Source organism: Streptomyces panacea (assembly GCF_040560175.1).
In the GTDB taxonomy this organism is placed as follows: domain Bacteria; phylum Actinomycetota; class Actinomycetes; order Streptomycetales; family Streptomycetaceae; genus Streptomyces; species Streptomyces panacea.
Map to the genome: position 1 here is coordinate 1 of NZ_JARJHW010000193.1, position 13,690 is coordinate 13,690.

Here is a 13,690-nt window from a genome sequence, read left to right on the forward strand (position 1 = left end):
GGGCGCAGGGTGCGCAGCGCGCCGCGGATCAGCTCGTCGCGCAGTTCCTGGTCCGGTACGTCTATATCGCTGGCGCCCGTGACGAAGACGGCCCCGAGGACCATGTGGGCCGCGACCATGTCCCGCACTTCGGTGGACCGGCCCGCGAGCGCGTCCAGCAGGCGGTCGACGGTGCCGGGGATGCTGCCGAGCGCCGGATGGGTGGTCATGCCGGGGATGTCCGCGAAGAGGATCTTGATCTCGCGCCGGAAGCGCATGGCGAGACCGACGTAGCCGTTGACGGCGGCCTCCGCCGCCTCCCGCCCGTCGAGGCCGATGAGTTGGGTGTCGAGCGCGGCGAGTCCTTCGCCGGCGGGGGTCAGCAGTTCGGTGAGGATCGCGTCCTTGCTGGTGAAGTGGTAGAGCAGGGACGCCTTCGAGCAGCCGACGGTGGAGGCGATGTCATGCAGTGACGTGCCTTCGTAGCCGCGGGTCGCGAACAGCTGCAGCGCCGATTCCAGGATGTGTCCGCGCAGGGCGGAGGCGGGGCGTGCCATGCGTCCAACCATAACTGTCCGATCGGTCAGCTATGACGGGCGCCCCGCGGAAACCCGCGGGGCGCCGGGCGGGAACCCGCGTACCGGGGCCGGCCCGCGGCGGCACGCACCCGGCCGGGCGCCCGCGGTCCCGCGATCACCACGGTCGTCGCGAGCAGGGCCAGCCGCCCATCACCGCCGCCGCCGCGAAGAACGCCCCGCCGGGCGTCAGCCCTCCCAGCTCCAGTCCGAGACCTCCGGCAGATCCACCCCGTGTTCGCGGATCCAGCTGTGGTGACGCGTCCGGGTGTCCACCATGATCTGGCGTACGTCGGCCGCGCGGACGCCGAGGCCCGGCACACGGTCGATGACGTCCATCACCAGCCGGTAGCGGTCGAGGTCGTTGCGGACGACCATGTCGAAGGGCGTGGTCGTGGTGCCCATCTCCTTGTAGCCGCGGACATGCAGGTTCACGTGCCCGGCGCGGCGGTAGGCGAGACGGTGGATGAGCCAGGGGTAGCCGTGGTAGGCGAAGATCACCGGCTTGTCCGTGGTGAACAGGTCGTCGTACTCCGCCTCGGTCATCCCGTGCGGGTGCTCCTCGCGCGGCATCAGCCGGGTCATGTCCACGACGTTGACCACACGCACGGCCAACTCCGGCAGGTACCTGCGCAACAGACCGGCTGCCGCGATGACTTCCTGGGTGGGTACGTCCCCCGCGCATGCCAGGACGGCGTCCGGCTCCCGGGTCCCGTCCTCCGTACCGGCCCACTGCCACAGGCCCGCGCCACGGGCGCAGTGCGCGCGTGCCTCCTCCAGGGTGAGCCAGTCGAAGGTGGGCTGCTTGCCGGCGACGACGACGTTCACGTAGTCGCGGCTGCGCAGCACATGGTCGGCCACGGAGAGCAGGGTGTTGGCGTCCGGCGGCAGGTAGACCCGTACGACTTCGGGGCTCTTGTTGAGTACGTGGTCGACGAAGCCCGGGTCCTGGTGGGAGAAGCCGTTGTGATCCTGGCGCCAGACATGGGAGGTCAGCAGGTAGTTCAGGGACGCGACCGGACGGCGCCAGGCCAACTCCCTCGATGTCTTCAGCCACTTGATGTGCTGGTTGACCATCGAGTCCACGATGTGCACGAACGCCTCGTAGCAGGAGAACAGGCCATGACGACCCGTCAGGAGATAGCCCTCCAGCCAGCCCTGGCACAGATGCTCGGAGAGGACTTCCATCACCCGGCCGTCGCGGGCCAGATGTTCGTCGGTGGGCAGGATCCGTGCCTGCCAGGCCTTGCCGGTGGCGTCGAAGAGGGCCTCCAGCCGGTTGGAGGCGGTCTCGTCCGGGCCGACGACCCGGAAGTCCCTGCGGTCGGCGGTGTCGGCCATGATCCTGGCCAGCATCCCGCCGAGGACACGGGTGGGTTCGTGCAGGGCCGCGCCGGGCTTCTCCACCCGCACGGCGAAGTCCTCCAGCGGCGGGACCGGCAGGTCCCGGACCAGTAGGCCGCCGTTGGCGTGCGGGGTGGCACCGAGACGGCGGGTGCCGGCCGGGACACAGGAGAGGACCTGCGCGGAGGGCCGCCCGTCCGGGCCGAAGAGTTCTTCGGGGCGGTACGAGCGCAGCCACGCCTCCAGTTGGGCGAGGTGGGCCTGGTTGTCGCGTACTCCGGAGAGCGGGACCTGGTGGGACCGCCACGTCCCTTCGACGGGCAGTCCGTCGACCTCGCCGGGCCCGGTCCAGCCCTTGGGCGTGCGCAGCACGATCACGGGCCAGGCGGCCCGCTCGTCGACGGCTCCCTCCCGGGCGCCCCGCTGGATCTCGGTGATGCGGTCCGCCGCGCGGTCGAGGGCCGCCGCCATGGCGCGGTGGACCTGGAGCGGGTCGCTGCCGCTCACGTACAGCGGTTCGTGGCCGTATCCGCGCAGCAGGGCGTCCAGTTCGTCGTCGGGGACGCGGGCGAGGACGGTGGGGTTGGCGATCTTGTAGCCGTTGAGGTGCAGGATCGGCAGGACGGCGCCGTCGTGGACCGGGTCGAGGAACTTGTTGGCGTGCCAGGACCCGGCGAGCGGTCCCGTCTCGGCCTCGCCGTCGCCGATCACACAGGCGACGAGCAGGTCGGGGTTGTCGAGTGCGGCGCCGTAGGCGTGCGCGAGGGAGTAGCCGAGTTCGCCGCCCTCGTGGATGGAACCGGGTGTCTCGGGGGCGACATGGCTCGGGACGCCGCCGGGGAAGGAGAACTGCCGGAAGAGCCGGTCCATGCCGGCCGCGTCCCGGCTCACGTCGGGATACGTCTCGGCGTACGACCCCTCCAGCCAGGAGTTGGCCAGCACGGCCGGTCCGCCGTGTCCGGGACCCCAGACGCAGAGCGTGGACTGATCCCGGTCCCTGATGAGCCGGTTGAGGTGGGTGTGGACGAGATTGAGTCCCGGGGAGGTCCCCCAGTGGCCCAGAAGCCGGGGCTTGATGTGCTCGGGCCGCAGGGGCTCGGTGAGGAGCGCGTTGCCCATCAGATAGATCTGACCGACCGCGAGATAGTTCGCCGCGCGCCAGTGGGCGTCGAGTGCGGTCACCTCTTCGTCGGTCAGCACGGTGTCACCGCCGCGCTTCGCCTCCGACACGTCCCGCGCCCGCTCTTTCACCCTCGACCCGTCCTGCGCCCGCGCCCGCTCTTTCGCCTTCGCCTGTCGCATGGGCATCTCCGTCACGTCGTCACTGTCTGTGCTCGGCCCCCGTTCCCTCCGGCCACCGTCGCACAGTCGAGGCGCGGTGGCGGAAGAGGCTGACCGGCCCTGTCGGGGGACGTTCGGCCCTCACCGTCACCATCACCCTCGCAGGAGCGGTGAGGGGTTGAGGCGGGCGAAGCCCTCCTGGCGTTCGTACGGGAAGTAGGGGTACGGCGCCACCTTCACGCTCGCCGCGTCGAGCCGGGCCACCTGTTCGGGCGTCAGCTCCCACCCCACGGCGCCGATGTTCTGGCGCAGCTGCTCCTCGTTGCGGGCGCCGATGATGACGGAGGACACGGTGGGGCGCCGCAGTAGCCAGTTGATGGCCACCTGGGGGACGGTCCTGCCGGTCTCCGCCGCGATCTCGTCCAGCGCGTCGACCACGCGGAAGAGATGGTCGTCGTCGACGGGCGGCCCGAAGTCGGCGGTCTCGTGCAGACGGCTGCCCTCGGGCAGCGGCCGGCCACGGCGCACCTTGCCGGTGAGCCGCCCCCACCCCAGCGGACTCCAGACCATCGCGCCGACGCCCTGGTCGAGACCCAGAGGGAGCAGTTCCCACTCGTAGTCGCGGCCGACGAGCGAGTAGTAGACCTGGTGCGCCACATAGCGCGGGTAGCCGTGGCGCTCGGCGGTGGCCAGCGACTTCATCAGCTGCCAGCCGGAGAAGTTGGAGACGCCGGCGTAGCGGATCTTCCCGGACCGCACGAGCTGGTCGAGCGTGGACAGCACCTCGTCGACAGGCGTCCCGGCGTCGAACGCGTGCAGTTGGAAGAGATCGATGTGGTCGGTGCCGAGCCGGCGCAGCGCGTCCTCCGTCGCCCGGATCAGCCGCGAGCGCGAGGAGCCGGCGTCGCCCGGCCCGTCGCCCATCGGCAGGCTGGTCTTGGTCGACAGCAGCACCTCGTCGCGGCGCCCCTTGATCGCCTGGCCGAGGACCGCCTCGGAGGCGCCCGCCGAGTACACGTCCGCCGTGTCGAACATCGAGATGCCCGCTTCCAGGCAGATGTCCACGAGCCGGCGTGCCTCCCGCGCGTCGGTGTTGCCCCAGGCGCCGAAGAGCGGCCCCCGGCCGCCGAACGTGCCCGCGCCGAAGCTGAGAGCCGGGACCTTGAGCCCGGACGCGCCCAACTGCCTGTATTCCATGTTCGACCCCTCCACGAGACCCTGCGGCGCCGGGGCCCCGAGACTCCTGGGACACCTGAGACCTTGGAAGCGCTAACGGGACATCCGTCCCTTTAGGATGGCCTCAACGTAACAGAGATGCGCAACTAATGAAACTGGAGTCCCGTTATGAGTCCTGAGGGGAACGACGACGCCTGTGGCGATCCCGGGACCGTCCGCCCCGGAGGCCGTACAGCGAGAGTGCGGGCGGCGGTGCTCCGCACCGCCGGGGACGTTCTCGCCGAGCACGGCTTCGCCCGCCTCGACCTCGCCGATGTCGCGCGCCGCGCGGACGTCGGCAAGTCGACCGTGTACCGCCGCTGGGGGACGGCGGCCGGCCTCGTGGCGGACCTGCTGACGGACATGGCCGAGCAGTCGCTGCCGCGTACCGAGACCGGTTCGCTCCTCGGTGACCTGCGGGCCAACGCCGAACTCGTACGCCGCACACTGGCCGACCCACGCCAAGGCGCGCTGTTCAAGGCGGTGATCGCGGCGGCCACGACGGACACGAGGACGGCCGAAGCCCTGCACCGCTTCTACGAGATCCGGGTCGCCGAATGGGCGCCGTGCGCCGAACAGGCCGTGCGGCGGGGCGAGTTGCCGCCGGGCACGGACCCGTACGAGGTGATTCGCGCGGTCTCGGCCCCGCTCTACTACCGCCTGCTGACCAGCGACGCGCCCCTCGACGAGGCGGCGGGGGTACGTGCGGCGGAAGCGGCCGCGGCGGCGGCGAAGGCGGGCGTCTACGCGTAGCGCACGGGGCGGATCGGGGGGAGGGAGCGGGGTTACCTGGGGCGCGGTAATCGGAGGCCGGACGGGCGATGGCGGACGCAAGCTCGTCGTGTCCGGCCGCATGGTCGGAGACGCGTCAACTCGACCTCGTACGACGGGAGTCCCCATGTCCGGCACGACCACCGGCAGCACGCCCGCATCCCCGGAAACCACGCCCGCACCGGCACCGGCACACGCATCCACCGCCGTACCCGTACCCGTACCCGCAGCCACGCTCGTGCCCACCTTGAAGGACCTGACCGACGAACTCACCGCGCTGCGGCCCCGTATGGAGGAGGTCAGCCGGGCCATCCACGCGCGGCCGGAGCTGAAGTTCGCCGAGTTCCACGCGCTGGAGGTGCTGACCGGCTGGCTCGCGGAGGCGGGCTTCGCGGTCGAGGCGGGGGCGGGCGGGATCGACACCGCGTTCGTGGCGGTGCACGAGGGAAGCGGGCCCGGTCCGTACGTCGCCGTACTCGCGGAGTACGACGCCCTGCCCGGTGTCGGGCACGGCTGCGGCCACAACCTCATCGCGGCCGGCGGCGCGGCAGCCGCGATCGCCGCCGTACGCGCGCTGCCCGACCACGTGGGCACGATCGCCGTCATCGGCACACCCGGCGAGGAGATGGGTGGCGCCGGCAAGGTCCTGCTGGCCGACGCCGGGGTCTTCGACACGGTCGACGCGGCGGTGATGTTCCATCCGGCCGACCGTTCGGCGACCACGCAGCACGCGCTGGCCGCCGCGCATCTGCGGGCCGACTTCATCGGTGTCAGCGCGCATGCGGCGAAGACCCCGTGGGAGGGGCGCAGCGCGCTGGCCGCGGCCCAGCTCTTTCTCAACGCGCTCGATTCGATGCGGCAGTTCATGCCGCCGACCGCCCGGCTGCACGGGATCGTCTCCGACGGCGGCCGGGCCCCGAACGTGGTGCCCTCACGGGCGGCGGTGGACTTCTACGTACGGGACACCACGTCGACCGCCACCGAGGCGCTCGTCGAGCGGGTCCGCGCGGCGGCGCGGGGCGCGGCGCTCGCCACCGGGACGGAGGCGGCGGTCACGGAGACCGGCGCGCTGTACGCGGAGCGCCGTAACAACAACGTGCTCGCCGCCCGATTCGGCGCCACGGTGCGGGCGTTGGGCGTGGGCATCGCCCCCGGCGCGCCGCACGAACCGGCCGGCTCGTCGGACATCGGCAACCTCTCCCAACTGCTGCCCGTCATCCACCCGTACGTACAGACCGCCGAGTTCGGCACGCCCAGCCACTCCGACGCCATGCGCGACTCGGCGGCGACCGCCTTCGCGCACGACCGCACCCAGATCGCGGCGACGGGGCTGGCCCGGGTCGTGACGGATCTGGTCTCGGATCCGGAGTTCCTGGTGGCGGCGCGGGCCGAGTTCGATGCGGCGGAGGCGGGAGAGGCGGGAGAGGCGGAAGACGAAGACGAAGACGCCGAAGAGATCCTGGAGGTCATAGAGGCCCACGGTCACCCGGTCGGCGCTCGTACAATCCGGCCATGTCGGTCGTAGTCGTACTGGAGGGGGCGGGGCCGGGCCGTTTCACGGTCGCGGTGTCGCCCCTCGCCGAGCTGGCCGCCAGCCTGCACGTACTGACCGGGCACGGCCACCACGCGGAACACGCGCTCTGGGCCCGGGAGGTGGCGGGCACCGCGCCGGCCGCCTTCCGGGCCGGGCTGCGGCGATTCTCGCCGCTGTGGACGGCGCTGCGGTGGCGGGGGTTCTACACGGGGCTGGAGAGGACGGAAGGATCGGCGGGATCACCGAGGCCGGGGGGATCGACGGGATCACCGAGGTCACCGAGGTCACCGAGATCAGGGGGATCGGCGAGTTCCGGGGCCGGGACCGGGACCGGGGCCAGGACCGGGACCGGGGCCAGGACCGGGACCGGGGCCGGGGCCGGGGCCGGGACACGGTCGACGCCGTTATCCGCCCCGTCCCTCCCCTCCCCCCTGTCTCCGTTGTCGCGCCTGCCCGTCGACCGTTTCGCCGAGCTCACCGCGTACTCCTGCGCCAGCGGATACCTCGGCTACGCCTTCGACCGCGTCCTCCACAACCCCTCCCAGGCCGCCGCCCTGCGCCACGCGGCCTCCGGCCTCCCCGAACCGCACCTCGAACTCGCCGAGGCCCTGCTGCGCGACCCGGAGGCCCTGCGCGCCGACGTGCTCGCCTTCCTCGACCTGTGCCGCCCGGTCTTCTTCGGCGCCCTGTGGGCCGCGACCGAACCCCTCCTGGCCCGCGCCGCGCACCGCGTACGGCAGCGGCTCGCGGACGACGGCCCCGCGGCGGCGCTGGCCGCGCTCAGCCCCTCCAGCGTCCGGCTCGCCGACCCGCCGCGCGTCGTCTTCGACAAGGTGCACCACGCGGTGATCTCCCCGGCCCGTACGCCGGTGCTGCTCATCCCCACCCGTTACGGCGCCCCGCACCTGGTGGTGAAGAACGAGCCGGGCCTGCCGCCGGTCGTGCACTTCCCGGTGGACGCCCCGGTGGTGGGCGTCACCCTGGCCCGTAGCCGCATGCTCGCGCTGACCGATCCGAGCCGCGTACGGCTGTGCCGGCTGATCGCCCGCCAGTCGATGACCACGGCGGATCTGGCGGACCGGCTGTCGATGACGCGCCCCCAGGTCTCACGCCATCTGCGCGCGCTGCGCGACCTGGGACTCGTACGGACGGAACGCAACGGCCGCTACGTGCACTACGGGCTCGACCTCGGCGCGGTCGACCGCATCGGCAGGGACGTCGCGACGGCGCTCCAGTACTAGCGTGTCGCCCCAGGACCCGTGCCGCTCGTATCCGCACCCCCGTATCCGCACCCCCGGCCGGTCACGCGGGCGGCGATCTGTACGGTCTCTCCTGAGGCAGCGGCAATCGGGTGTCAAGCAGGAGGTACGTGTCGTGATCGGCATCTCGGACATCGAAGCGGCGGCGCGACTGATCGCCGGACATGTCGTGCGTACGCCGACGGTCGAGAGCCCCGGACTGTCGGCGCTGCTCGGGGTTCCCGTCACCGCCAAGCTGGAGGTGTTGCAGCGCACCGGTTCCTTCAAGGCGCGCGGGGCGACGGCGAAGCTCCTGTCCCTGAGCGAGGCGGACCGCGCGGCCGGGGTGGTGGCGGTGAGCGGCGGCAACCACGCGATCTCCGTCGCGGTCATGGCCGAGGCGCTGGGCGTGAAAGCCACCGTCGTCATGGCGAAGTCCGCGCCCGCGCGCGCCGTGGAGATCGCGGAGGCGGCCGGCGCGACCGTGCGGCTGACCGACACGATGGACGACGCATTCTCGCTCATGTCCCGGCTCCAGGCCGACGGACTCACCATGGTCCACCCCTTCGACGACCCGCTGGTCGTCGCCGGACAGGGCACGGTCGGCCTCGAACTCGCCGACGACGCGAGCACCGAGATCACGGATGTACTCGTCTCCATCGGCGGCGGCGCGCTCATCTCCGGCGCCGCCGCGGCTCTGCACGCGCGCCTGCCCGGCGTACGGATCTGGGGCGTCGAGACCGAAGGCGCGCAGGCCATGTCCGAGGCGCTGGCCACCGGGGGTCCGAAGCCGGTCCAGCTGTCGTCCATCGTCTCCACGCTCAGCGCGCCCACGGTCTCGCGGATCACCTACGACCATGTGACCGCCCTGGTCAGCGACGTACTCGTGGTCTCGGACGCCGAGGCCGTCCAGGGCACTCTCGATCTGGCGAACCACGCGAAGGTCTGGGCCGAACCGGCCGCCGGCTGTCTCCTCCCGGCCGCCCGCCGCGTACTGGAACGCGTCGGCGGCGAGGCGCGCCTCGGCCTTGTGCTGTGCGGCGGCAACGCGACCACGGCGGACGTCATGTCCTGGGCGGAGCGCTTCAACCTCCGCTGACGACCCGGTCGACGGTCCCGCCAAGACCTCTTTCGACGTCCTGCTGAGGTCTTCGTCGCGGTCCTGCTGAGGTCCCGTCGCGGTCCTTCTGAGGTCCCGTCGAGGCCCTTTCGTGATCCTGTCGAGGTCCTCTTGACGGGCCGCATCCACCCCCGGCGACTCCGTCGTCGGGGGTTCTTTGCGTATCCGTATGTCGGGGGACCCGGATAGGCGGAGGCCACGGGCGCACGTACTTTGCTGGCGATCCCCCCATGTACGGGGCCTGCCCCACGGGCCCGAGTCTCGCGGCGTCGTCCACGACGGGTCGTACCGGCGTGACTGGTTGTACCGATGTGAATGTGCGCCGCTCCCCCCACAAGGAGATATGTCATGCTCTCGTCAATCCGAAGAATCGCTGGGGCATCGGCCGTAGCAGCCGCCCTTCTCTTCGCGCTCCCCACGTCGGCCAACGCCGTCGAGAACAGTGACATCGCCCGTCCCGCCGCCATGACGCAGGCCGCCGAGGCCGCCGTCGCAGCGGACCCCACCCCTTCCTCGCCCCGCTTCGAGACCGGCGACGCCGGCAACCTGGCGGACCTCCCGACGGTGAACGCCAACAAGCGGGACGTCCGCGTACCGGCGTGGAGCTACCACATCACCTCGTCCTGTAGCGGTCGCGAAGGCGCGATACGCCAGGGCGCCAACTACTGGGGCGCCGGGACCGAGACGGCATCCAGCGGTACGCCCGTCTCCTGTGTCGGCGGCTACGTGCAGGGCTGCGGCGCGGGCAACGTCGTGGGCTGCAACTGGGGCGCGGGCCAGCGCATCGAACTGTCCACCATGGTCGGCGACTTCGCGCTGCTGGCCGCCCACGAGTTCGGCCACAACTGGTACGGACACTCCGGCACGGGCTGCGCCAGCTGGGCCAGTCAGGCCGACGTGATGCGCACGACCATGTGCAGCTGATGTCCCGACATTCGATCTGACCGGCACCCGCCGGTGGGGCGGGCCGACCACGTACAACGGTCGGCCCGCCCTTCGTCGTGGGTCCTGCCGGGTCCGCTCCGGTCCTGCCCACTCCGGGTCCGGTCCGGGTCCGGTCCGGGTCCGGTCCGGTGGATCTTCGGGAATCAGCCCGAGCTCGCCGCGGCGCGGCTGATGTCACCGCGATGACCCGGGTCCCCGAAGATCCGCCGGACAGGGCCTAAGCACCGCCGCCCCCTGCCCCTTCCTCTTCGCCTTCGCCCTCGCCGTGCGTCGGACGGACCCGCGCCACCTCCTTCGCCAAGCCCTGCCGACTGGCGATGCCGAGCTTGCGCATCGCCCGCGCCACGTGCTGTTCCACCGTGCGCGGCGACAGATACAGCGTGGCCGCGATCTCGCGGTTCGTGAGCCCGGTGGCCGCCAGTTCCGCCACCTCCCCCTCGCGCGGGGACATGCGCTCCGCGTACGCCGGCCGGCCCGGCGGCCGCCGTTGCGCGGTGGGGCGGTAGGCGCGCAGCGTCGCCCGTACGCGCGCGGCGTCCCAGACCGCGCCGAGGTCCGTCAACTCAGCCACACAGCGGGTGAGTTCCCCGACGGCCTCGTCCATCTCGCTGCCGCCGAGCAGGAGCGCGCAACGGCCCGCGCCCTCGGTCATGAGCGCGCGGGCGTACGGATGCGGCAGCGCCGCGTACGCCGCGCCCGACTGCCGGAAACGCGCCCGCGCCTCCGCCAACTCACCGTCCGCCTCCGCCAGCACGGCCCGGCACCAGAGCAGTGCCGCCGTCGCCGACGGGGCGTCGCGCCCGGTCAGACCGGCCGCGAACTCGGCCACCACCCGCTGCGCCGACTCCCGCTGCCCGGCGCGGGTATGGGCCTCGACCACCCAGGGAGCCAGCTCGGCGCCCCAGACCCAGACCCCCTTCCTGCCGAGCCACGCCCAGGCCGACCTGGCGGCGTCGGCGGCGGACTCCACATCCTGCCGGGCCAGCAGGAGCCGGATATGGGCGCCCGCCGCCGTGGCCGCGACCGGGGCCTCGCAGGTCTCGTACGCGCGGTAGGTCTCGTACGCCCGGTAGCTCCGGTACGCGCCGCCGGACTCGTACGCGCCGCCGTTCTCGTACGCGCCACCAGCCAGATACACGTCGCCGTTCTCGTACGCGTCGTCCGTCCCGCACGGCGCGCGCGGCGACGGCGGGTCGCCTCGGGGAAGCCAGTCCCGCACCGCCGCCCAGTCCCCCTTCGCCAGCGCCAGCAGGGCCAGCACCACTCGGGCGTCGCTCGCGCTGCCGTCCTCGGCGACCAGGCCCGTGCACCGTTCGGCCAGGCCCTCCCAGCGGCCGGTCAGCCAGTCGCGGAACAGGGCCGTACCGCGTCCGACCCGCTCCAGGAACGGTGCGCCGCTGCGCGCGGCCAGTTCGATGCCCTCCCTCAGCAGTTCGTCCGCGCGCCGGTAGTGGCCCAGATACACCGCGCCGTTCGCCGTGTTGCACAGGCCCCGCGCCACCTGCCGGCGGCTGGCCCGGTCCGCGCTGTCACGGGGCAGCCGCGCGATCAGCCGCCAAGCTTCCAGGTCGCCGGTGTTCATCAGCACGGTCGCCCGGCAGGCGCCGGTCGCCGTGCGTGCCGCGCGGTCCCCCGACGCGTCGGCCGCCGCCTCCGCGCGCTCCAGCCAGGTCACGTTCTCGGCCAGTGAGGCGCCGGGGAAGAACGGGTTCGCCAGCGCGGCCATCGCCCGCGCGGCGAGCGCGGGCCGCTCGGCCTCGGCCAACTCGTGTGCCGCCCGGCGCAGTTCGCTGCGGCCCTCCGCGAAGCGCCTCATGCGATTGTGCAGGAGCAGGCCCAGTTCGAGCCGTATCTCGCCCCGGTCGGCGGCGGGCAGCGCGGGGTCCTCGACGATCCCGCGCAGGACGCGGGCCGTCCCCTCGGAGCGGCGGCCGAACACGGCGCCACGGGCGAGCGTCAGCGCCAACCGCCCCCGCCTGTCAGGCGGGAGACCGCCCACGTCCAACGCCTCTTCCAGCAGCGTGACCGCCGCCTCGTCGTCGTTCACAAGGTGCTCCGCGGCCCGCAGCCAGTCCTCCGTGCGACCGCCACCGCGCCAGTGGCGTGCGATTCGCGCCCACGGCACCGGCTCGTGCGCGGCGAGCATCGCCGCCGCCCGGTGGTGCAGCCGCTCCCGCACCGGACCCGGCAACTCCGCGTAGAGCGCCGACGCCGCCAGCGGCACCGCGAATCCGTACCGCCCCTCGCTCGTCTCGCACAGGACCGAGCCCTCCAGCGCCGCGATCAGCGCCGTACGGCCACCGTCCCCGCGACAGCCCGCGACCGCCGCCAGGTTCTCGGCGCCCGCCGGCTCGTCCAGCACCGCCGCCGCCCAAACGATCGGGCGGTACGCCTCCGGCAGCGCGGCGGTCCTGTCCAGCACCAGCTCCGCCAGCCGGACCGGCACCCCGGCCTCGTCCACGTCCCGGGCGGAGAAGCACTCCCGCGCGGTCAGCTCCGCGTCCCGGCCCCTGCCCCGGTCCCGGCCCCGCCCTCGGCCCCGGTCGGCAGCGTCGTCCCGCAGCATCCGCAACAGGTCCACAACGACCTGCGGCACCCCGCCGGAACGCTGCCGCAGCCGCCCCACGAACTCCTGCGGACACCGGTGCGCCCCCAGCAACTCCCCCGCCACACACCGCACGTGCCCCTCGTCCCACGGCTCCAGCCGCCACCGCGCGACCGACAGCCGCGCCGGATAGTCCACGGCCCGGCCCAACGGCAGCCCGGGTCGGGGCAGTTGCTCGGGCCGGTAGGTCAGCACCGCCGCGAAGGGAGTGGGCGGCTCCCTCAGCAGACCGCGCAGCAGAGCCAGGCAGTCGACGTCCGCGTGGTGGAGATCCTCGGCGACGAGCAGGGCGGGGCGGACGGAGGCGAGAAGCGCCTCCAGCGCCTGGTACGGGGTGAGCCGCACCCCGAGCCGGGCCGCTTCCGGGGGCGGGCCGTGTGCGGATGCCCGCTCGTACGGCTCGTTGACCGGCGGCGCGGCCACGACTCCGACCGGCGCCCCCGTACCGTTCAGCCGTCTCCCGGGCACCGCCGAACTGCCGACGCGTGGCTCCGGGCCGAGCGGATCGGCGACCACGAAGCCGCCCGAGGCCTGGAAGGTCACCACCAGCCGCGCCACCGCCCGCGCCTGTGGCAACTCCAGCAGCCGGTGCGCCAGTCTGCTCTTCCCCATACCGGCGTCGCCCTCGACCAGCACCAGCGCCGGCTCCTGCCCGGCCCCGGACAGCGCGGACGTCACTCGTCGCTGCCACGCCTGCTCCTGCACGAGAGGCCACTCCTCACGGTCGTCACGCACTGGTCGCCTTACCGGCCCGTCCAACCCCCCTCCGGTGTTCGCTGCCTATCACGTATCGACATGTACAGAACAGACACCACCGGCCGGCTCCGCCGGACGACTACCCCACGTTCCACACCTCCGGCAGATCACCCCCACAGAAGACACACACGAACTCGCCCTCCCGCACGATGCCGATCTCCCCACAGCCCGGGCAGCGCCGGAACATCACCTCGTGCGTATATCCACCCGGGTGCGCGACCCCCGCCCCGGCTACCGCCGCCGCGACCGCGGGCCACGAACTGACATCCGGGCAGTACCCCGTCGACTGATTGCTCACCTCGGTGACCACCCAATGGCCCGCCTCGC

The 13,690-nt window shown here is 72.7% G+C and carries 9 protein-coding genes and 1 pseudogene; 5 read left to right on the forward strand and 5 right to left on the reverse strand.

What is annotated here, in order from left to right:
• The 3 genes from P3L51_RS30500 to P3L51_RS30510 all read right to left on the reverse strand — a co-directional run.
• Window positions 1-536: TetR/AcrR family transcriptional regulator (locus P3L51_RS30500; protein WP_354608560.1), on the reverse strand; the 536-nt coding region annotated here is incomplete at its 3' end.
• Between the two features lie 207 nt (window positions 537-743).
• Window positions 744-3,200, reverse strand: coding sequence for a phosphoketolase family protein (locus P3L51_RS30505; protein ID WP_354608561.1), 2,457 nt, complete (start codon window positions 3,198-3,200; stop codon window positions 744-746).
• Between the two features lie 132 nt (window positions 3,201-3,332).
• Entirely contained in the window at window positions 3,333-4,376 is a 1,044-nt protein-coding gene (locus tag P3L51_RS30510) for an aldo/keto reductase (protein WP_354608562.1), read from the reverse strand.
• A gap of 147 nt (window positions 4,377-4,523) precedes the next feature.
• Here P3L51_RS30510 and P3L51_RS30515 point away from each other — a divergent pair, with 147 nt between their 5' ends.
• The 5 genes from P3L51_RS30515 to P3L51_RS30535 all read left to right on the forward strand — a co-directional run bounded on the left by P3L51_RS30515 (window position 4,524) and on the right by P3L51_RS30535 (window position 9,981).
• Window positions 4,524-5,147, forward strand: a complete 624-nt coding sequence (locus P3L51_RS30515; protein ID WP_354608563.1) for a TetR/AcrR family transcriptional regulator — start codon at window positions 4,524-4,526, stop codon at window positions 5,145-5,147.
• A gap of 145 nt (window positions 5,148-5,292) precedes the next feature.
• Entirely contained in the window at window positions 5,293-6,690 is a 1,398-nt protein-coding gene (locus tag P3L51_RS30520; RefSeq protein ID WP_354608564.1) for an amidohydrolase, read from the forward strand.
• Window positions 6,678-7,940 (forward strand): DUF5937 family protein, encoded by a 1,263-nt coding sequence (locus P3L51_RS30525; RefSeq protein WP_354608565.1) that lies wholly within the window; start codon window positions 6,678-6,680, stop codon window positions 7,938-7,940. The genes P3L51_RS30520 and P3L51_RS30525 overlap by 13 nt, the downstream gene beginning before the upstream one ends.
• A gap of 133 nt (window positions 7,941-8,073) precedes the next feature.
• Window positions 8,074-9,036, forward strand: coding sequence for a threonine/serine dehydratase family protein (locus P3L51_RS30530; protein WP_354608566.1), 963 nt, complete (start codon window positions 8,074-8,076; stop codon window positions 9,034-9,036).
• A gap of 369 nt (window positions 9,037-9,405) precedes the next feature.
• Complete coding sequence (locus tag P3L51_RS30535) at window positions 9,406-9,981, forward strand: hypothetical protein (RefSeq protein ID WP_354608567.1); 576 nt, start codon at window positions 9,406-9,408, stop codon at window positions 9,979-9,981.
• A 238-nt stretch (window positions 9,982-10,219) separates the two neighbouring features.
• Here P3L51_RS30535 and P3L51_RS30540 read toward each other — a convergent pair whose 3' ends face one another.
• Together P3L51_RS30540 and P3L51_RS30545 are read right to left on the reverse strand one after the other, a co-directional pair.
• The gene (locus P3L51_RS30540) at window positions 10,220-13,312 is read right to left on the reverse strand and encodes a LuxR C-terminal-related transcriptional regulator (protein ID WP_354608568.1); all 3,093 of its coding nucleotides are present in this window, start codon (window positions 13,310-13,312) and stop codon (window positions 10,220-10,222) included.
• 130 nt (window positions 13,313-13,442) lie between these two features.
• A pseudogene (locus P3L51_RS30545) lies at window positions 13,443-13,690 on the reverse strand (hypothetical protein); the annotation flags it as partial.